Below are 20,283 nucleotides of genomic sequence, written 5' to 3' on the forward strand. Positions count from 1 at the left end.
GCGCCTGTGCCGCCGGGAACAGGTCAGCAGCCAGCAGCCAGGTCAGGCCGATCACGATCCGCATCTTCACTTTTTCTTCTTTTCGATCGAGCTTTTGTCGGCTTTGTCCTCCGTTTTCTGCGCGACCTGATCCTGCCCGAAGTTCAATGGGAAATCATTGAGTTGCCGCCACAGTTCGTAGCCGACCGTGACGTTGTCGCCCTGGATCCAACCCAGCGCCTTGCCGCCCTGACGCACGAAGCGGCGCTCGGGCCAGGCCGGCTTTCCGGGCATTGGCTCCACCAGTACGCGGAACAGTCCGTCGGCGCGCGGCGTCGGATCGACAGAGCGAACCTGGCCGTCGTAAATACCGACAGCAAAGGCGGGCCATCCACTGAACTGAAACGCGGGGAAGCCCTCGAACTCCAAGCGCACCGGGCGTCCCCGGTCGACAAGCGGAATGTCACGTCCGTCAACGAACAATTCCACCGCGCGTTCGATCTGTTCGGGCGCGATGGTCGCAAGCATCGTGCCTGCGGAAATCAGGGCGCCACCAGCCGCTGCGTTGAGGTTCTGTATACGCCCGTCACGCGGCGCGGTGACGACCTGCGCCGATTGCCGCTTCTGTCGCACCTCGATCTGCTGGAGCTTGGCCCGCGCTTCGGCGAGCTTGGCGTTGGCGTCGGCGACCTTGATCTGAGTCTGCTCGTAATCGCGCCGAGCGGCCAGGCCCTCGGCGAAAAGCTGGGAGGTGCGCCCGACATCGATTGACGCGACTGCGCGGGCTTGCTCGATTGCGGCGATCTGCGCTTGCACTTCTGCCTTTTCGGCAGCGAGCCGCTCAAGAAAGTTGGGGTCCACATCGACCACTTTCACGATCGGATCGCCCGCTTTCACTAGTTGGCCGTCCTGAACGAAGAATCGCTCCACCCGACCGTCCACGAATGACGACACCTGCTGCGGCCGGTCGTCTGGATCGAGAGAAATCACTTGGCCGCCACCCTGCGCGGTCTGCCGCCAGGGTACGAAGAGGATCGCGACGGCAAGACACAGCCCCACCACGATCAGCCAAGCCACCACTATAACGACGCGTGGCGGGTTGAGCCCGGTAAGGGAACGGAAATGCGCCAGTTGGGTCGCGTTGATCGTCACGACTGAGCCTCCCTCGCAGCAAGGACCTGCGACAGCGCCGCTTCATCCGCAAAGCGATGCTGTTCCCGCGCGCCAAGCCAAAAACAGCAGTCCAGATTCAGCGCTTCGGGCCGTGCGGTGAACAGCAGAACGGTCGTGCCCTGTTCACGAAGCATATTGAGCGTCGCTTGGAGAGGCGCGGCGGGCATCATGTCGTAGAGCTGGGACAGGAACAGCACCTTTGGGCGGCCTATCAGCGCGGATGCGACTTTGAGCTGCATGACCTCGACAATGGAAAGCGGCGATCCCGAACTTGCAAGCTGCGTATCAAGGCCTTTCGGCAGGCTCGCAATGCGCGTCGCAAGGCCGACAATGTCCAGCACCTTCATGGTGATGGCGCTGTCCGCATTACCTCCAGCCGCCATGTTCAGATATTCGCGGATGGTGACGTCAACAATGGTGGGCCGGTTGAGCACAACCACTGCGGATCGCAGCAGGTACATGTCGAAGCTGCCAAGGTCGCTGCCGCCGATCGTCAGCAGCCCTCTATCGGGATTTACGTGGCGCTTGAGCAGCAGCGCGATCTGGTTCTCGACGCCTGGTCCGGCCAAAATAACGGCTTGCTCTCCGCTGTCGATCGCGAAGTCGAAGCGCGAGCCGGCGAGTTCCACGTTGCGGAATCGGACCGAGCCGTCAGGGGGCGCCTGACCGTTCAGATCCACCGGCTCCTGCGGGATCGCGAAAACCTGCGACAGCTCTTCTGAACTGGCGACGAGATCATAGAATGTGTCGAGATACCAGCCCAGCTGGGCAATGCCGTAGAACACGCCCGACAATATGAGTTCGGCGGCGACGAGTTGCCCGATCGACAGCTCTCCTGCCAGAATGAGGTGCCCGCCAAGCGCCAGCAAGGCCGCTGCGGCGAACGCATAGACCAGGAAATAGGCAAGCGCCTGTGCGAAACTGTATCGAAAATAGCGACGGTGCGCCCGGATGTAGTTCGCCGTCACTTCCTCCGAGCGGTCCATGGCGAAGTTCAAATGACGTGCCGATTTGTAGAAACCGTTGGAAGCGCCGACGCTCTCCAGCCAATGCGCGGCCTCATGCTTGGCATGTGATACGCCGACCGCACCGGTGATCGCGCCATGACGCCACAGCATCCAGATCAGAAGGCATGTGACCACGAGAACGATGTTGAACGCGAGAAAGAAGGGGTGGTAAAAACTTGTGACCACCAATCCCACCGCGGCCTGAAGAATGATGGTGAATGCGCCGATGACCAGGCTAGGCACTGATTTCTGGACGACGACCATGTCGAAATAGCGGTTGAACAGACTGCCCCGGCTCTCATCCGCGAAAAACGGGTTCTGCGCGTGAACTGCCCTTACCGTGACTTCGGCCACCACCCGCGCGAACAGACGACGCTCGAACATGGTCATCAGGTAGAGGCGCAAAGCGCTCAGGCACGCTACGAGAAGCAGCAGCACCAGCAACACGCCCGACAATATCCAAAGCGGGGCGACAAGTGCCGTCCGAGCTACCGAATTAATGAGCAGCTGGACGGAGATCGGCGTCGCCAGCGAAAGGAGCGTAATGGCCAGCGTGTACACGATGCCGACATGGACGTAGCCCTTGTCAGGGCCAACTATCTCGCCGACCCAGGCGGCAGCATGCCGCAGACCGAACTGCTCTTCAGCCAATTTCCGACCTCGATATTCGTTGCGAGCCGCGTTTACGAAAAGGGCCTTGCCATCGACAAGGCGTCAATGCTGCTTTGCAGCATTTATTTACATGTGGGTAATGAATTATGCCATCGACGGCTATCAAATGATGATTGGAGCGCTGACCTTGCGGTCGCACACGCTTCGCCTGATCGCGCAGCAGAACAAGGCCATTAACGCTACCGCTCGGAATGGCGAATGTTCCACGATCCGGCGTTCGCTTCCGGCAGCCACTCCCGGTCGGATCTCTTGCGCCGAAGCGAGCGATGCCCGAGCGTGCCGGCCAGTCGGCGCTCATTTCGCAGCGGGCTCTACTTGTCGCGGGTGAGCAGCTTGAGGCGCCGCCCGACGTCAGCCTCGCGTCTTCCGCTGTCCGACCGCGCCAACCATCAGCGCCGCCTGCCCCTTCGTCAGGCCCTCTCCTTCGATGCTGATCGTGACAACGCCTGTCTCACCCGTTGGTCGGAGCACCGCCAATGCGCAACCATGCCAGGTTTTCGCGACAGGCTGGCGAAAACTCGCCACCCCCCGCGGATTGGCATTGCCGAAAGCCACCAGCTCGGCCGGGCCGGATATGCTGGCCCGAATGACATGGACAGCATCGGGCGCCAGCCTTCCGGCCTTGTCCAGAATCTCGATCGTCACATAGGCCAACTCGTTCCGGTCGGCGGTGATCCGCTTGCGATCGGCCTTCAGGCGAAGCGCGACCGGTTGGCTGACCGTCTCCAACTTGCGGCGGCCAATCTGCCTGCCAGCTGCATAAGCAGTGACCTGCAGCGTTCCTGGTTCATAGGGCACATCCACCCGCGTAATCGCGCCCTTGTTCGCCTCGACGAGCTGATCGGCTACAGTGCGACCATTCAGTTCGATTGTGAACCTTTCGGCACGAGAGAAAACCGCGACCGAAAGGGTCTTGCCTTCGGCGCCGGGCCAGGTCCAACTTTGCAGTTCATCGCGCCATCCCCAAAGGAACGGCGCTTCCTTCTTGCCTTCGGGAAGGGGCCGCTGGACCGCAATCTCCAACGGGCTGAGGCCCCAGACGACATCGCGCGCCAGCGACTGCGGCCGTTGCTGGCCAATCAGGTCGATGTCGCCGCAACCCGCGCCGAACCAGGGATATTCCGCTTCGCCCAGCCTGTCGCCGGTCAGTCCCGTACGCCCGATGCCTGCCTCGCCCAGATAATCCATCGCCGTCCAGACGAAGTCGCCGATCAGGTAAGGCGATTTCTCGGTCAGCCGCCAGACCTTGTCGACGTCTTGGGGAAAGCTTTCCGTACCAACCATCACCCTGTCCGGAAATTTGGCATGGTCGCGCTCATAGGATGAGAATTTGTAATTATAGCCCGCCACGTCGAGATATTGAAACGCCGCCTGATCCGGCCTGCCGTCGGGGCCGGTGACCTCTGGCCCCGCGCTTCCGGGGACAGCCTGTGTCACGGGTCGGGTCGGATCGAGGCGACGGGTTTCTTCGGCCAGTATCTTGGCTGTGCTCACGCCGTCCGGGTCGCCCCGCTCCGGGATTTCGTTGCCGATGCTCCACATGAATATACTGGGATGGTTGGCGCTGCTCCGCACCATGGCGGTCAGGTCCTGCCTCCACCAGCCGTCGAAATAGAGGCTGTAATCATCCGGGTTTTTGGCAACCCGCCACATATCGAAGGCTTCCTCCATCACGAGCATTCCGAGCCTGTCACAGGCGGCGAGGAAAGCGGGAGAAGACGGATTGTGCGATGATCGCACCGCATTGAACCCTCTTGCCTTCAGAAGTTCGACCTTGCGCTCTTCGGCGCGGTCTATGGCGACCGCACCAAGCAGGCCGTTATCATGGTGGACGCACCCTCCGCGCAGCTTGTGGGGCTTGCCGTTGATCCGCAGTCCCTTGACGGCGTCGATCTCGATCGTTCGGATGCCCAGTGGAGCGGTCATCCGATCGACAGTCCTGCCTCCCACGATCAGCAGGCATTCGACTTCGTACAAGGCTGGGCTCTCGGGCGACCAGAGGTGGGGTCGGTCAACCCGAAGCTGGGCAGGAGCATCAACCGGACCACTGCCTTCCGCAACGACCTTGCCAGCCGCGTCGCGGATACGGGTTGTCATCGTGCTCTGCGGCGTGGCATTGGCGGTGCGCGCGACGACTTGGACGGTCGCGGCATCCGCCGTGATCACCGGCGTCGTGACGGTCAAACCCCATTGTTCGAAGCGGACCGCGCGCAGGATGTTCAACCGGACATGTCGGTAGATGCCGGAACCCGAATACCAACGGCTGTTGCGGCCGATATTCGCCACCCGCACTGCAAGCACATTCTGCCCGGACGGATCAAGATGCGGCGTGAGATCGACGACGAAGGCGGAGTAGCCATGGGGATGCTCAGCCACGAGCTTGCCATTCAGCCAGACCTGCGCGTTCATGTAGACGCCATCGAATTCAAGCTCGACATGCGCATCGGGCGCGAGCGGGGGCAGATTGAAATGCTTGCGATACCAGCCAATGCCTCCGACAGTGAAGGCGGTCGGAGCGCCGCTGGCGCTATGCGCATAGGCCTGGTTGTCGTTCAGTCGTGCGTCGAACGGTCCGATCAGGCGCGGCGACCTTGCAGGCTTTTGCCAGAAGGGCGCTGTATCGGCGTCTCGGATGACGCCGTTCAGCGCTGGATCGCTGCCCGGCAAATCCTCGATACTCCAGTCGTGTGGCAGATCGAGGATACGCCAGCCGGCATCGTCGAACGATCGGGCGGCCAGCCCCCTGCCATTGCCTTTGAAAAAGCGCCAGCCGGCGTCAAATGCCTGACCGCGGAGATCAGCCTGCAACCTTTCGGGCCGGGACAGCACAGGCGCGGCGATGGAGGGGAAGGCCGTGCCCATTGCACCTGCTGCGGCGGAAACCCGCAACAGGGTGCGGCGTGAGAAAAGCAGGTCTGCGCTCGCGGTCATTCCTCTTCCTTTCATTGCGTGCGAAAACGCAAGCGATCGCCCGGTTTATTAGAACGAAGCCGTCTGATTTACCAGACTTTCGCAATCGTCTTTTTCAAGCGACCTTCTTGATCGGCGCAATCGCCAGAGCGCCAACGAGTGCAAATACCGATGCGGCAATGAAAACCGCTGGATAATTGCCGCCCTGTACCGCGCCGATCGCCAGAAAGGCAGGCGCAATGACCGGAGCCAACGACTGCGGCAAAGTATTGGCGATCTGGAAGATGCCCATGTCCTTTGCGCCGTTTTCGGGATCGGGCAGCACGGCCGCGACCAGCGCGAGATCGACCGCGTAATAAACGCTCATGCCGACGCCCGCGATAGCCGATCCGATCAGGAAGTGGGTGAAGGTCTGCGCCAGACCGATCAGCACAAGGCCGATGGCGCTGATGATCGCGGCGACGAAAACGAAGGGCTTGCGGCGCTGCATCCGGTCCGAAAGCCATCCGGCGATCGGTGACACCACGATGATGATCGCCGCACCGATGCTGCCATTGAGGAACATCAGGCGGGGAACCTCCGACATCGGCTCCTTCAGCCGGTCGGACAGAAAATAGACGGCGTAGACCTGAAGATAGGCCATGCCCATGATGACGAGGAACCGGCTGACCCATGCCCAGTAAAAATCGGGATGTTGGCGCGGGCTGACGCTGAAAGAGACGAGAAACGCCCCAAGCCCGCCAGGCGCACTGGGCGTGTCGGGCGCGCGATCGTCCCTGAACATCGGTAGGAGTATCGCCAGGCTGAGGACCGTGCCCAACCATGGCGCCATGAACAGGAGGTAGGGATTGCCCGCTGTGAACTGGGTGACAAATGTGCCCGCCACGACGCCGACGACGCCGGTGAGACCCAGCAGGCCAGCCACGCGGCCCTGCTGCGCTTCGGGGACATGATCGGGCAGCAGAGCGTTAAGGGCCGCCTGGTTTGCGTTGAAACCGATCTGCGCGATCACCCATCCGACGCCGAACAGGGCGATGTCGCGCGTGGCGCTCATCAGCAGCAGACCCGCGCCGCCGCCTGCGACGCCCACGATCATCCACAGCTTGCGCCGACCGATGCGGGATTGCGTGCGATCGGAGATATGGCCCCAGATTGGCGTGGCGATGATCGACGCGAGCGCACCGATGCCAAGCACCAGACCAAGCTGGTTCATCTTGCGGGCAGGGTCCGCGATCTCCGCCACCCGCATAGCAATGGTCAGCGTGACGGGGGTGATAAGCCCCAGCCAGTTGCCGCATTGGGCGATCCAATAGGCCGCAATGAAGGCGCCGCTCGCGCGCGCCGCCGCCCCGCTCGCCATTCAGAGCGCTTCGATCATCAGGAGGTCATCTGCAAACTCCCGCAACGCACTGCCGTCTGCCCGGCCGCTTCGGATCGCCGTCAGCACGCGCTGCCAGGCGGCGCGATCCACGCTTTCGAACACTTGCGCCAGCTTTCTTTCGCCCTTGGCGTTAGCGAGGCGCAAGTCCGACGGAACCGCCGATCCGTCGCCCCTGAGCGCCAGACGCAGCGTGCGGCCGAAGCCAAGCGCATCGATCCGCTGGCCGGTGCCCGCGCTCCCAGCCGTGGCGATGCCTTCGAACAGCTTCTCACGCGCCCTGCCGCGCACCATGACGGCATGGGGGGTCCGCCAGAGATGGGTGAGGATGAGCGGCTGGCCCAGCGCGCGCAGCGTGCGCACCATCTCCAGCGCAGCGTGCGCGGGCGTGGCGAAGTCGCTTATCTGGCTGATCAGGATTGTCGAGGTCGCCGCCAGGTGCTCGATCAGATCGGCACGGTGGCGCAGCAGCGACGGATCGCCAGCATAGCGCTCCGCCAATTCGACGACCGCTCCTGCCTGTTCCGCGCGGTCGGCAAGCGCCAGAACAGCGTTCGCATCGGTCATGCCCGGGTCGGCGATTATGACGGCGCGGGCCCCCGCATCGATCGCCGCCACCCCACGTGTCGGCCAGTCCCCTTCCCCGGCGATCAGCATCGCCGTGGGGGAAGCCTCCTCCGTTTGCATGCGGAAGGAGACCGGCAAAGTGGCAAGCGTTTTGCTCAGCCGTTGCTGCAGACCAGGCGCTTCGGCGGCGATCGTCAATGGCACGGTCATGACAGCTCTCCGATAGCGGTTGCGCTTGCCTTGTTGGCGACGTCGATCGCGAAGTCGAAATCCTCAGCGACCGTGTCGAGCGTTGGCGCCGCACGCCTGTCTCCATGGGCGGCGGCGTGAAGCGCGCGCCATTCATCAACATAGCCGTTGCGATCAAATGGGCCGATCTGCCGGATCGCGCCGGATGCATCGGTGATCGTCGCCACCGCGGACCCGCCATGCACATAGGACGGCGTGAACCGAATGCGCAGCACCTGCGCATCGGTCACCGCCTCCAGGTCCCAATAGGCTTCGCCATGGAGGTGCATCGTTCCTGCGAGCTGCACCGCGCGGCCGCCTGCCTGGCCAGCGATCAGATAGCCAAACGGCGCAAGTTGACGTGCCGACCATATCTCCAGATCGCGCCAGTCCGGCAGAAGGCCGCGGACGAGCGGGAGGTCATGGACCGCCAGCCCCAGGATAAGGCTGTGGAACATCTGGCGGATCACCTCCGGCGTCATCTCGCCGGGCATGGAGAAGGCCATCTCGGGACGGCCGGTGACTTCAGTCGCCCAGTTCTCGAACCGGTCGTTGAGCGGCAGCACGATGCTGGACCGGATGCTGCGTACCCGCGCAGGGAAATCGCCAAGCGTCTCCTGCACCGCCCTCCATGCCGGGTCGAACACATGCATCGCGCCAACGATCACGGGGATACCCGTCTCCGCTGAAACATCCGCAATCGCCCGCGCTTCCTCCGCGCTGTTGGCTAGCGGCTTTTCGCACAGCACGGCCTTTTTACCCGCGCGCATCGCGGCGATCGCCTGCGCGGCATGGAACTGCTGAGGGCTGCATATGGCGACGACATCGACCGCCGGATCGGCAAGCATCGTTTCCAGCGAGCCGGTATGGCGCGCACTGGCGCCGGCCGCCACCGATGCCGCCAGATCGACATTCACATCCATCACGCAGGCTGGCGTGAAGAGATCCGGAAGATGAGCGAGCGTCGGCAGGTGAATGGCCTGCGTCACTGGTCCGGCCCCTGCGAAGCCGACGCCGAGGGCTTTGGTCGCGCTCATGCCGTGGCTCCGGTGAAATAGGGATGAGAGGCGAGGAAGTCGTAGGAGGACTGGCTGCTTTCCAATGGCGACGGCAGGTGCGGCACATCGACCTCGACGACGAACCAGCCATCAAAACCGGCGGGCAGCGCGTCGAACACGGCGTCGAAATTAACGATGCCCCGGCCCGGCTCGGTCCAGATATGGCGGGTGCCAGTCGCCGTTACATAATCATCTTCATAACGCATCACCTGACGGAACCCGGCGGGATCGACATCTTTCAGGTGCAGCCCCACCATTCGGTCAGCATAATCGGCGATGATCTGTTCGGGCGCCATCCCGGCCCAGAGCAGATGACCGGTGTCAGGTCCAAAGCCCAGGCTGGACCCGGCCGTCATATCGAGCACAGCGCGGGTTTCCTCTTCGGTCTCGACGATCATGGCGACATGCGGATGAAGGGCGAAGCGCACGCCCTCCGCAAAGCCCGCATCCGCAAGGAGGCCGAGTGTTTCGGCCATCCGCTTCGTCCGTTCCGCCGACGCATTTTCGCCCACGGCGGGGTTGGCGAAGCGCGCCATGTCGATGTTGCCCGCGACGAAGGTGCTATCGACGCCGAGCGCCGCCAGCGTTCCCGCATGCGCCTTGGCCTGTTCGATGATTGCGCTCTGCTTCTCTGGGCGATGGAAATCGCCCGCGAAGTAGCCGGGCGCCGGAGCAAAGCCGAACTCGTCCAGTATCGCCTTGTACTGCGGAACCGCCATGCCCGCGGGCACATCGGTATGAAGGGCGCGAAATCCTGTTTGCGCAAGATCCGCCAGAGCTTCGCGCAGATTCTGTTCGGTGACGCAGGGCCCCATGGGGCCGAACACCCAGGGTAGCGGATTGATCGCAAGGCGCTTCAACGAATATCCTCCCGCAGACGTACTCTGCTGCTTCCCTCCAACTTATAGTGATGCTAAAGATTTAGGAAAGCTATAAATTCGATGGCGGAAACGGTAGTGAGACGGAATGAGCAAGCGCGGACCCTATGCGAAAGGACAGGAAAAGCGGGATGAAATCCTGCGCGCCGCGGTCGAGATTATCAGCCGCGACGGCTATCGCGGCGCCTCGCTCAGCCAGATCGGGCGGAGCATCGGCATCGATAGCGCACACATCATCTACTATTTCTCATCGCGTGAAGTGCTGCTGCAGGAAGTGCTGCGCATCTGGGACGAAGGCAATGCCGCCCACACCGCAGCAGACGCGGATATCTTTGCATGGATGGTGGAAGCGGCCCGGCGCAACACGAACACGCCGGGCCTGGTCCAGCTTTATACCGCCTTCGCAGCCGAAGCCGCCGATCCAGCGCATCCGGCGCATGATTTCTTTCGCGCGCGTTTCACTGCGCTGCAGGGGTACATCGCAGACGCAATCCGCAAGCGGCAGGTCGCAGGCAACGTCGCGCCGGCACTCGATGCCGATCATGCCGCGATGATGCTGATCGCGCAGGCCGACGGCCTTCAGGTGCGCTGGCTGGTCGATAGGTCGATCGATATGGCGGCTGCCCTCGCAACCGAGATCGATCTCCTCCTTGGGAACGGGGGCGGACGAAAATGAGCGACCCATATCGTGCCTTGTTCGATGGCAGCACGCTCGCCGGATGGCGAGCCATTCCTCGCGTCTACGGCGACTGGAAGCCCGGCGGCCCGGCGGTAGCCGACCTGATGAAGCAATATGGGATGGAGACGCCGCCCCATCCGGAGGCGCATCCGGCGGTCTGGCAGGTCGAGGACGGCGCGATCGTGGGCCGGCAGGCGAAACTCGGCTATGGCGGCTATCTCCTGTCCGAAGAAACGTTCGGCGATTTCGAACTGCTGCTGGAAATGCGGCCTGATTGGCCCGCCGATACCGGCGTGATGGTCCGGCGCCAGCGCGAGACCTGGGCAGGCTTCCAGATCCTGGTCGATCACCGGCCTTCGGGCAGCATTGGGGGTTTCTACGGCAACGGCCTCGCGGGCTTTTCCGCCGTGCCATTCGCCGTGGATGCGGTGCTGAACCCGGACGGTAGAGCGGCCGGCCTCAGGCCCGACGATCCGGCCACCAGCGTGGAACCGATGACGCCGGACAAGATCGCTCGCCTTTCCCATGCCGCGACTGTGGACGATTTCCTTGCCGTCTGGCGTTGGGGGGATTGGAACGAGCTGCGCGTCCGCTGCGTCGGCGGCGCGCTGCCGGTGATCACCACCTGGGTGAACGGCCTTCGCATCGCGCAGGTCGATGCCGGGGCGGTGCAATCGCCTGGCTACGATCCCGTCGCTGTCGCCGCTCTGTTGGGCGAGCGCGGCCACATCGCCTTTGAAGTGCATGATCATGACTCGCATTTTGGCGAGGCGCGCTGGGGACGCAATGCCGCCTGCCGCTGGCGGAACATCAGGATCAGGGAGCTCTAGATCAGTGACGAACGACAGAAATGAACGGCGCCTGCGCTTCGCTCTGATCGGTGGAGGCCCCGGCTCCTTCATTGGCGGCGTACACCGTATCGCCGCCGAACTGGACCGCGAGATCGAACTGGTCGCGGGTGCCTTCAGCAGCGATGCCGATCGCTCGGCGCAAGCGGGCGCGGCGTACCGGATCGATCCGGCGCGCGCCTATCCGGACTTGGCCACCATGCTTGCGGCGGAAGCCGCGCGGCCCGACGGCATAGATTTCGTGACAATCGCCACCCCCAATCACCATCACCTGCCCGCTGCACGCGCCGCGCTGGAGGCGGGGATCGCGGTGATGAGCGACAAGCCGGCTACCGCCACGCTGCAAGAAGCGCGCGACTTGGCGGATATCGTCGCCGGCGCTGCCGTGCCCTATGCGCTGACATACACGTATTCCGGCTATCCGCTGGTGCGCGAGGCACGAGCCCGAATCGCGGCGGGTGAGATCGGGCAGGTGGTCAAGGTGATCGTCGAATATTCGCAGGGCTGGCTCGCCGGCGCGGTCGACAGCAAGCAGGCGGCGTGGCGGCTCGATCCCGGCCGCGCGGGGGCCGGCGGATGCATCGCCGATATCGGCGTCCACGCCTTTCATCTGGCGGAGTTCGTCACCGGGCTTCACGTGACGCAACTGCTCGCCGATCTGGGATCGGTCGTGCCCGGCCGCACGCTGGACGACGACGCCCAGTTGTTGCTTCGTTTCGATAACGGCGCGCGCGGCGCGCTCCTGGCCTCGCAGGTCATGATCGGCGAGCGTAATGGCCTGCGGCTGCGCATCCACGGCACGCGCGGAGGGATGGACTGGCGACAGGAAACGCCCAACAGGCTGGTCATCCACCATGGCGATGGCCGGACCGAGATCGTGCAAGCGGGCGACGCGTCGCTGGGTTCGGACGCGATGGCAGGCCTGCGCACGCCAGGGGGACATCCGGAAGGCTATCTTGAGGCCTTCGCCAACCTCTATCGGGATTTCGCCACGCTGCTGCGCGGCGGCGCGGCCCCGCTGCTGCCGGGCATCAGCGATGGCCTGCGCGGTATGGCGCTGATCGAAACCGCCGTTCACGCCAGCCGCGAGGATAGCGGCTGGGTGCATCTCATCGTCTGAAGGAACACTCTATGCGCACGATCAAGGGACCGGGCATTTTCCTGGCGCAGTTCATCGGGAATGACGCGCCGTTCAACTCGCTGGACGCCATTGCGGATTGGGCGGCAGGCCTGGGCTACAAGGGGCTGCAGATTCCCTCCAACGATCCGCGCTTCCTGGATCTTGCGAAGGCTGCGGACAGCCAGGACTATTGCGACGAGATTGCGGGCAAGCTCGCGGACAAGGGCCTGTCCATCACCGAATTGTCGACGCACCTGCAGGGCCAGCTGGTCGCGGTGCACCCCGCTTATGACACGCTGTTCGACGGGTTCGCCGCGCCGGAGGTGAGGGGGCGGCCCGATGCGCGCCAACAATGGGCCGTGGCGCAGTTGAAGCTCGCCGCACGGGCCAGCCGCCGGCTCGGCCTCGCGGCCCACGCCACATTTTCAGGGGCGTTGGCATGGCCCTATTTCTACCCTTGGCCGCAACGGCCGGCAGGCATGATAGAAGAGGCCTTTGATGAACTGGCACGCCGCTGGCGGCCGATCCTTGACGCGTTCGATGAAAATGGGGTGGACTTGTCATTCGAGATCCATCCCGGCGAGGATCTTCACGACGGCGCGACGTTCGAGATGTTCCTTGATCGCGTCGATCACCATCCGCGCGCGAACATCCTCTACGACCCCAGCCATTTCGTGCTGCAGCAGCTCGATTACCTCGCCTTCCTCGACATCTATCATGCGCGGGTAAAGAGCTTCCACGTCAAGGATGCCGAGTTCCGCCCTTCCGGGCGCGTAGGCGTCTATGGGGGCTATCAATCATGGGTGGACCGACCCGGTCGCTTTCGCTCGCTCGGTGATGGTCAGGTGGATTTCAAACAGATATTTTCCAAGATGGCCCAATATGACTATCCGGGCTGGGCGGTTCTTGAATGGGAGTGCGCGCTGAAACACCCACAGGAAGGCGCTGCCGAAGGTGCGCCCTTCATCGCAAGTCACATCATCCCGGTCACCGACCGAGCGTTCGACGATTTCGCCAAAGGCGGTTAAGAATTGCGCTGTGCGCCCTCTACAGCGAGGGTGAGACCGGAACCGCGTGCATAAGTTATCATGGGTTCATTCAGCGCGGAGGATCGCGCGCAAACAATGGCCGGTTCAGGCGATGAGGCGCCAACCTATCACCGCCAGTATCACGGCCAGCAAAGGTTGAAGGACGCGATCGGAAGCTCGGGTCGCCAGCAGCGAACCGATGATTATCCCCGGGATAGATCCGATCAGCAGGTTGAGCAGCAGCCAGCTATTCACATTGCCGATCCACAAATGGCCCAGGCCCGCGACCAGCGTGAGCGGCACGGCATGGACGATGTCCGTCGCCACCAGCCGCTGCAGACGCATGCGGATGGGATAGAGCGCCAGCAACAGCGTAGCCCCGATCGCTCCCGCCCCGACGGAGGTCAGCGTTACCATCGCCCCCAGCAACGCGCCGGCCGCCACCGTCATTGCGGGCTGGATCCGTGTGAAGCGGTCGGCCGTGCTGACGCGGCGGGCAAGCGCCCATCGGTGAAAACGACCCCGCAACAAGGTCGCGATCGCCGTTGCGATCAACACCGCGCCCAGCGCCGTGGTCACGATGCCGCTCTTGATCTGTTCGACATGCGCCTGTGACAGGATCAGCAACGTGATGAGCGCGGCGGGCAGACTGCCCATGCACAGCCGCTTGACGACCTCATAATCGGGTCCGCCGTCCGGGCCGCCATGGCGATGGTGGATCGCGCCACCCACCGATTTCGTGATGGCGGCGAACCACAGATCGGTGCCGACCGCTGTTGCGGGCGCGACGCCGAACAGCAGAATGAGTATGGGCGCCATCAATGATCCGCCGCCAACGCCCGTCAGCCCGACCATCAATCCGACGAACAGGCCTGCTACCCCGTGCAGCCAATCCATATCGTGCCCCCGTTCGCCCTATTGCAGGCGACGGCTTACGACCCCGCAGGCGGCGCATCCAGCCCCATGGCCGAGAAAATTTTCTCCTGCCGCGGGCGCCTGTCACATGGCCGCAAGGCCCGCCGCTCTCGACTTCCCTTCCCCGCCCCGTCTAAAGAAGGTGAATGATGAAGTTGTTCATAGGCAATAAGGCTTATTCGAGCTGGTCGCTGCGCGGCTGGCTCGCCTGCAAGCTGAGCGGTCTGCCGTTCGAGGAGGTCGTGGTCCCACTCTATGACGAGGCGTGGGAAAAGCGGCGGGAGGGCGACGAATTCGCACCGTCCTCGGGCAAGGTGCCTATACTGTGGGACGGCGACGACACGGTGGTCTGGGACAGCCTGGCGATCATCGAATATCTGAACGAAAAAACCGGCGGCGAGAAATTCTGGCCTACGGACGCGGCTGCCCGGGCGATGGCCCGTTCGATGGCGGCGGAAATGCATTCGAGCTTTGCCGCGCTACGCCGCGAGCACAGCATGAACATCCGCCAGATCTACCCGGCCGTACCGCCGTCCGAAGCCGTGGCCCACGACATTGCCCGGATCATGCAGCTTTGGGCCCAGGCGCGCGCGCGCCATGGCGGCACCGGCGATTTCCTGTTCGGTGAGTTCGCCGCTGCGGACGTCATGTTCGCGCCTGTCGTGACGCGCTTCATAACCTATCAGCTACCCGTCGCCCGCTTCGCCGAAGCCTATATGCAGGCGGTCATCGCTCATCCATGGATGCAGGAATGGATTGGCGGCGCGCAGGCGGAGGAATGGGTGATCGACCGGTTCGAGGCTCCCGCGCAACCGGGCTGAACCCCGAAAGAAAACGAAAGAAAAAGGGCCTGAAAGCGGTTCGCCTTCGGCCCCTTGTTCTTTAATGCGACCGGCTAAAAATCAGCCGACGATTTCTTCCGGCTTGAAGAAATAGGCGATTTCGATCGCGGCATTTTCTTCGCTATCCGAACCATGGACCGAATTGGCTTCGATCGATTCGGCATATTCCTTGCGGATGGTGCCTTCGTCCGCATTGGCGGGGTTGGTGGCGCCCATGATGTCGCGATTGCGCTTCACGGCGTCTTCGCCTTCCAGAACCTGGACGACGACCGGGCCGGAAATCATGAAGGCAACCAGATCAGCAAAGAAAGGGCGTTCCTTGTGAACGGCATAGAAGCCTTCGGCCTGTTCGCGGCTCATGCGGATGCGCTTGGATGCGACGACGCGCAGGCCCGCTTCTTCCAGCTTCTTGGTCACGGCGCCGGTCAGGTTGCGGCGCGTGGCATCGGGCTTGATAATCGAAAAAGTGCGGGTCACGGCCATGAGGCTCAAAAGCTCCGGGTTGTTGGAATTGGCGCGCCCTTTAGACCGCGCCGCCCCACACCGCAAGGGGGCGTCGATCACCCGTGCGGGTCACGGCCCCTGTACCCATTTGCCTTGCTCCTGCCGCCAAAAGCGCGGAGTGACGCCATCCCGCCGGGATAACGCCCGCCAGCTTTCGCGCGCCGCATCGATGGAAACGGCGTCAAAGAAATAAAAGGCGCGTTCAAAATCCAGCGCCTCGTCGCGCCAATGACCGTCGGCAAGCGCAATATGACGCGCACCGTTGGCCGCGACGCAATCCTGCGCAAGCAGCACGGGCTGCACCGAATCCTGCCCCTGCCCCACGCGGCCATGGGCCAGGTAGCTTTCCGGCGGCCCCGCCCACAGGCCGGCGGAAATGCGGTCAAGCTGCGCCTCGTCCTGCGCCACCACCAGCAGTCGTTCGCCCAGACCGAGCACGCGCGCGGCGATGGCGGGCAGCACCCGATCGACGGGGTCTCGACTGAGCTGGTAGAAATCGACCTGCATCAGCGCTCAAACTTGTCCGCCACCAGCCGATCGATCAGGCGGACGCCATAACCGGTCGCGCCCTTGTCCCAGGTCGCGCCGGGCTTGTCCGCCCAAACCATGCCCGCAATGTCGAGATGCGCCCATTTGACGCCGTCATCGACGAAGCGCTTTATGAACTGCGCTGCGGTGATGGACCCGGCATAGCGCGCGCCCATATTCTTCATGTCGGCGATGGGGCTATCGATCAGCTTGTTATAGGCGTCGGACAGCGGGAAGCGCCAAAGCTGGTCGCCGCTCGCCTTGCCGGCTGCGATCAAATCCTCGGCCAACCCTTCGTCATTGGCGAAAATGCCCGCATATTGGTCGCCCAGCGCCACGATCATCGCGCCGGTCAGGGTGGCGAGATCAACGATAACCTCCGGCGCATAGGTCTTCTGCGCCCAGGTGATGACATCGCATAGCACCAGCCGTCCTTCGGCGTCGGTGTTGATCACCTCGATCGTCTGGCCCGACATGGACGTGACGATGTCGCCCGGCCGCTGGGCGTTGCCGTCAGGCATGTTCTCGACCAGGCCGCAGATGCCCACGACATGCGCTTTCGCCTTGCGCCCGGCAAGCGCCTTCATCACGCCTGCAACCGCGCCTGCGCCGCCCATGTCCCACTTCATGTCCTCCATGCCCGCGCCGGGCTTCAGGGAAATGCCGCCAGTGTCGAAGGTCACCCCTTTGCCGACGAACACGACCGGCTTGTCCGCGCTACCCCCGGCGCCGTCCCATTCCATCGCCAGCACGCGCGGCTCGCGCCTTGATCCTTGCGCGACGCCCAGCAGCGCGCCCATGCCAAGCTCCGCCATCGCCGCCTGGTCGAGGACGGTCAGCTTCACGCCCAACTGTTCCAGATGGCGGCAGCGCTCGACGAAACTTTCAGGATAAAGAATGTTGGCAGGCTCCGACACAAGCTCGCGGGTAAATGCGACGCCCTCGGCAACGGCGGCCAACCGCTGCCATTGCGCCTCGGCGCCATTGGCGACCAGGCTGATCTTCGTCAGCGTCGGCTTGGCCTTTTCCGGCTGCCGGGTGCGGTAGGTGTCGATCCGCCAGCCACGCATCAGAGCGCCGAACGCGAAATGCGCGGCCTTCTCGCCGCTCGTTCCGCCGAAAAATTCGATTGCGGCATGGCTTGCCCCGCTCGTCAGCAGCCGAGCGACAAGAGCCGCGCCCGCGCGTTCAAGGTCGGCCTCGGCGCCAGCGCCAGTGCCGATGAGCACGATGCGCATCACCTTGCCGCCCTCCTCCACGAAGCTTTCAAAGCTCGCGCCCGCTTCACCGGTAAACCGGGCAGCCGTCGCGCCTGCCGCCAAAGTCGCCGCCGCCGCAACGGGCAAGGCATCGAAGCCGCCCTTGGGAATGGCAAAGACCAGGGTGTCGGCGTCGGGACGCACCGGGCTGAACGCGATTTCCATCAAGGGTCCTTCTTCTTTTCTGATCGTTGAGCGCTGGGAACGCGCCATGTCAGATAATGTCGCTTGTCCCATCTGGCAAAGCCGTTCGACCGATTTCCCGCAAAAGAAGCGTGACGAAAGATTGCGGCGCGGGCAAAGCAATGCGATAGGCGGGCAATCAAGCGCCCCCGAAGAGGCACGATCCCCTTGCAGATTTATCCCCGTTCCTTGCGTGTGAAACATATGCTGGCCGCTGGCGCTGCGCTCGTTTGCATGGGCGCGGTCCCCTATGCGTCCGCGCAGGATTTGCAGACGCCGCAACCCCCGGCCGGCGCGCAGGATGCCCCCGCTCCCGCAAGCGACGAACAAATCGGCTTTGCCGCCGACAGCCTTGAATATGACAGCAATTCGGAAGTCGTCACAGCCAGCGGCAATGTCCAGCTGCTGCGGCAAGGCAACCGCCTGCGCGCTGACGAGGTGGTGTGGAACCGCACCACCGGCCAGGTCGAAGCGCGCGGCAATGTCTCGGCCACCGATACCGAAGGCAATATCGCCTATGGCGACCGGTTCCAGGTCACCGATACGCTGAAAGACGGCACCATCGAAAACATGCTGCTGGTGCTGCAATCGGGCGGCAGGCTGGCTGCGGCGCAGGCCGTGCGCACGAACGGCGTCTATACACTGCGCAAGGCCGCCTACACCGGCTGCGCGGTGGAAGACAGCGAAGGTTGCCCCAAGGAACCCACCTGGCAGATCAAGGCCGTCAAGGTCGTCTACGATCCGGTCGCCGCGCGCGTCAGATATCGCAATGCGAATATCGAACTGTTCGGCCTGCCGCTGATCCCGCTGCCGGGCTTTTCCCATCCGGTCGGCGATACAGGCGGCAGCGGGCTGCTGGTGCCCAACATTCGCTACGACCGCACCAACGGCGTTGAAGTCGCGCTGCCCTATTATATCAAGCTCGCTCCCAATCGCGACCTGACGATCACGCCGCATATCTATTCCGACACGCTGCCGATGCTGGAGGCGAATTTCCGCCATCGCTGGGATCGCGGCGCTTACCAGATCACCGGCTATGCCACGCATGCCACACGCGCCCCCGCCAGCAGCACCCTGCCCGGATCGACCACGCCCGCCGACACGGAAAAGGACTTTCGCGGCTATCTCGACGCCAGCGGCGGCATGCAGCTATCGCCGGAATGGAGCATCAACGGATCGATCCGTGTCGCCAGCGACCGCACCTTCCTGCGCCGCTACGACATCAGCCGCGACGACCGTCTGCGCTCAACCCTCGGCGCGCAGCGCATTGGGGAAAACAGCTATTTCTCCATCGCCGGCTGGGCGGTGCAGACATTGCGGAGCGGCGACCCGCAAGGCCAGACGCCGATCGCCCTGCCGGTCATCGACTATCGCCTGCGCCTTCTCGACCCGCTGCTGGGTGGGCGCATCCAGTTGCAGGCCAACGCGCTGGCCATCACCCGCACCGATGGACAGGATACGCAGCGCGCCTTTGCCGCGTTCGAATGGAACCTGCGCAAGCTGACAGGCATGGGGCAGGAGGTGAATTTCACCACTTATCTGCGGGGCGACGTCTATCATAGCAGCGACAATCTGCTGAACAATATCCCCCGCTATGCCGGCGATCCGGGCTGGAAGGCGCGGGGCATCGCGGCGGCGGCGATCGATGTCCGCTGGCCCTTCATCGGCAAAGCATTCGGCGGCGTTCAGCGTATTGCTCCGCGCGTGCAGATCGTCGCCGCGCCGCGGATCGCCAACCTCTCCGTCCCCAATGAGGACGCCCGCGCGATCGATCTTGAAGACAGCAATCTCTTCGCGCTCAACCGTTTCGCGGGCTATGACCGGTTCGAGGATTCAAGCCGCATCACCTACGGCCTGGAATACAGCCTCTCCGTGCCCGACCTCTCGCTCGAGGCCGTGATCGGCCAAAGCTATCGCCTCGACAATCGCGAAAGCATTCTTCCCGATGGCACCGGCCTGTCCGACCGCATGTCGGACATCGTTGGCCGCACGACCGTCCGGTACAAGGATTTCATCAGCCTGATCCACCGCTTCCGTCTGGACAAGGACGGGCTGTCAGCGCGCCGCAATGAGATCGACGCCACCGTCGGCACGCGCAAGACCTATGCGATGGTCGGCTATCTGCGACTCAACCGCAATGCCGCAATAGGACTTGAAGATTTGCGGGACCGCGAGGAGCTGCGCCTGGGCGGCCGTGTCCAGTTCGCGCGCTTCTGGTCGGTCTTTGGATCGACCGTCATCGACCTGACCGACCAGAAGGAAGATCCGCTAAGCGCAGCCGACGGCTATGAGCCCGTCCGTCACCGGCTCGGCGTCGCCTATGAGGATGACTGCCTGACGCTGGGATTGACCTGGCGGCGTGACTATGTGGCGGCCGGCGACGCGCGAAAGGGCAACAGCTTCCAACTACGGCTGGCTTTTCGGAATATCGGCATATAAGGATCAGCCTTCCCGCCATTCCGCTCAGGACCGGTTAAGGCGGACCGGCGCATCAGGCGCCGGACCGTATTGGAGAGTTTTGCCGACG

Annotated in this window: 17 protein-coding genes; 6 read left to right on the forward strand and 11 right to left on the reverse strand. The window is 63.4% G+C overall.

Annotation, left to right across the window (positions count from 1 at the left end; all coding sequences use genetic code 11):
* Positions 1-66: 66 nt before the first annotated feature.
* From B6S01_RS04670 to B6S01_RS04705, 7 genes are all read right to left on the reverse strand, one after another.
* Positions 67-1,131, reverse strand: a complete 1,065-nt coding sequence (locus B6S01_RS04670; RefSeq protein ID WP_037461540.1) for an efflux RND transporter periplasmic adaptor subunit — start codon at positions 1,129-1,131, stop codon at positions 67-69.
* Positions 1,128-2,810 (reverse strand): ATP-binding cassette domain-containing protein, encoded by a 1,683-nt coding sequence (locus B6S01_RS04675; RefSeq protein WP_037461537.1) that lies wholly within the window; start codon positions 2,808-2,810, stop codon positions 1,128-1,130. The genes B6S01_RS04670 and B6S01_RS04675 overlap by 4 nt, the downstream gene beginning before the upstream one ends.
* A 372-nt stretch (positions 2,811-3,182) precedes the next feature.
* On the reverse strand, positions 3,183-5,762 hold the full coding sequence (locus B6S01_RS04685; RefSeq protein ID WP_051907910.1) for a glycoside hydrolase family 2 TIM barrel-domain containing protein: 2,580 nt from the start codon (positions 5,760-5,762) through the stop codon (positions 3,183-3,185).
* A gap of 94 nt (positions 5,763-5,856) precedes the next feature.
* Positions 5,857-7,101, reverse strand: coding sequence for an MFS transporter (locus B6S01_RS04690; protein WP_051907908.1), 1,245 nt, complete (start codon positions 7,099-7,101; stop codon positions 5,857-5,859).
* Positions 7,102-7,896 (reverse strand): hypothetical protein, encoded by a 795-nt coding sequence (locus B6S01_RS04695; protein WP_037461531.1) that lies wholly within the window; start codon positions 7,894-7,896, stop codon positions 7,102-7,104.
* The gene (locus B6S01_RS04700) at positions 7,893-8,951 is read right to left on the reverse strand and encodes a Gfo/Idh/MocA family protein (RefSeq protein WP_037461526.1); all 1,059 of its coding nucleotides are present in this window, start codon (positions 8,949-8,951) and stop codon (positions 7,893-7,895) included. The genes B6S01_RS04695 and B6S01_RS04700 overlap by 4 nt, the downstream gene beginning before the upstream one ends.
* Complete coding sequence (locus tag B6S01_RS04705; protein ID WP_037461523.1) at positions 8,948-9,832, reverse strand: sugar phosphate isomerase/epimerase family protein; 885 nt, start codon at positions 9,830-9,832, stop codon at positions 8,948-8,950. The genes B6S01_RS04700 and B6S01_RS04705 overlap by 4 nt, the downstream gene beginning before the upstream one ends.
* Positions 9,833-9,938: 106 nt before the next feature.
* Between B6S01_RS04705 and B6S01_RS04710 the strand changes: the two genes are divergently transcribed.
* Genes B6S01_RS04710 through B6S01_RS04725 form a run of 4 tightly spaced genes read left to right on the forward strand, consistent with a single transcriptional unit; the run spans position 9,939 to position 13,525 of the window.
* Complete coding sequence (locus B6S01_RS04710; RefSeq protein ID WP_037461522.1) at positions 9,939-10,526, forward strand: TetR/AcrR family transcriptional regulator; 588 nt, start codon at positions 9,939-9,941, stop codon at positions 10,524-10,526.
* On the forward strand, positions 10,523-11,359 hold the full coding sequence (locus tag B6S01_RS04715) for a 3-keto-disaccharide hydrolase (protein ID WP_037461519.1): 837 nt from the start codon (positions 10,523-10,525) through the stop codon (positions 11,357-11,359). The genes B6S01_RS04710 and B6S01_RS04715 overlap by 4 nt, the downstream gene beginning before the upstream one ends.
* Positions 11,360-11,363: 4 nt before the next feature.
* Positions 11,364-12,497, forward strand: coding sequence for a Gfo/Idh/MocA family protein (locus B6S01_RS04720; protein ID WP_051907904.1), 1,134 nt, complete (start codon positions 11,364-11,366; stop codon positions 12,495-12,497).
* Positions 12,498-12,508: 11 nt separating this feature from the next.
* On the forward strand, positions 12,509-13,525 hold the full coding sequence (locus tag B6S01_RS04725) for a sugar phosphate isomerase/epimerase family protein (protein ID WP_051907902.1): 1,017 nt from the start codon (positions 12,509-12,511) through the stop codon (positions 13,523-13,525).
* A gap of 105 nt (positions 13,526-13,630) precedes the next feature.
* Here B6S01_RS04725 and B6S01_RS04730 read toward each other — a convergent pair whose 3' ends face one another.
* A complete protein-coding gene (locus B6S01_RS04730; protein WP_037461518.1) occupies positions 13,631-14,422 on the reverse strand; it encodes a sulfite exporter TauE/SafE family protein in 792 nt (263 codons plus the stop codon).
* A gap of 164 nt (positions 14,423-14,586) precedes the next feature.
* On the opposite strand from B6S01_RS04730, the gene B6S01_RS04735 reads away from it, so the two are divergent.
* The gene (locus tag B6S01_RS04735) at positions 14,587-15,261 is read left to right on the forward strand and encodes a glutathione S-transferase family protein (protein ID WP_081570288.1); all 675 of its coding nucleotides are present in this window, start codon (positions 14,587-14,589) and stop codon (positions 15,259-15,261) included.
* A gap of 81 nt (positions 15,262-15,342) precedes the next feature.
* Here B6S01_RS04735 and ndk read toward each other — a convergent pair whose 3' ends face one another.
* The 3 genes from ndk to B6S01_RS04750 all read right to left on the reverse strand — a co-directional run bounded on the left by ndk (position 15,343) and on the right by B6S01_RS04750 (position 17,738).
* On the reverse strand, positions 15,343-15,765 hold the full coding sequence (gene ndk, locus B6S01_RS04740; protein WP_037461517.1) for a nucleoside-diphosphate kinase: 423 nt from the start codon (positions 15,763-15,765) through the stop codon (positions 15,343-15,345).
* 90 nt (positions 15,766-15,855) lie between these two features.
* On the reverse strand, positions 15,856-16,293 hold the full coding sequence (locus B6S01_RS04745) for a DNA polymerase III subunit chi (RefSeq protein WP_037461516.1): 438 nt from the start codon (positions 16,291-16,293) through the stop codon (positions 15,856-15,858).
* A complete protein-coding gene (locus B6S01_RS04750) occupies positions 16,293-17,738 on the reverse strand; it encodes a leucyl aminopeptidase (protein ID WP_037462227.1) in 1,446 nt (481 codons plus the stop codon). Before B6S01_RS04750 ends, B6S01_RS04745 begins: the two co-directional genes overlap by 1 nt.
* 222 nt (positions 17,739-17,960) lie before the next feature.
* Here B6S01_RS04750 and B6S01_RS04755 point away from each other — a divergent pair, with 222 nt between their 5' ends.
* Entirely contained in the window at positions 17,961-20,195 is a 2,235-nt protein-coding gene (locus B6S01_RS04755; RefSeq protein WP_051907900.1) for an LPS-assembly protein LptD, read from the forward strand.
* Positions 20,196-20,283: the final 88 nt, after the last annotated feature.

The sequence above is a fragment of the Sphingobium herbicidovorans genome (assembly GCF_002080435.1).
GTDB lineage: Bacteria > Pseudomonadota > Alphaproteobacteria > Sphingomonadales > Sphingomonadaceae > Sphingobium > Sphingobium herbicidovorans.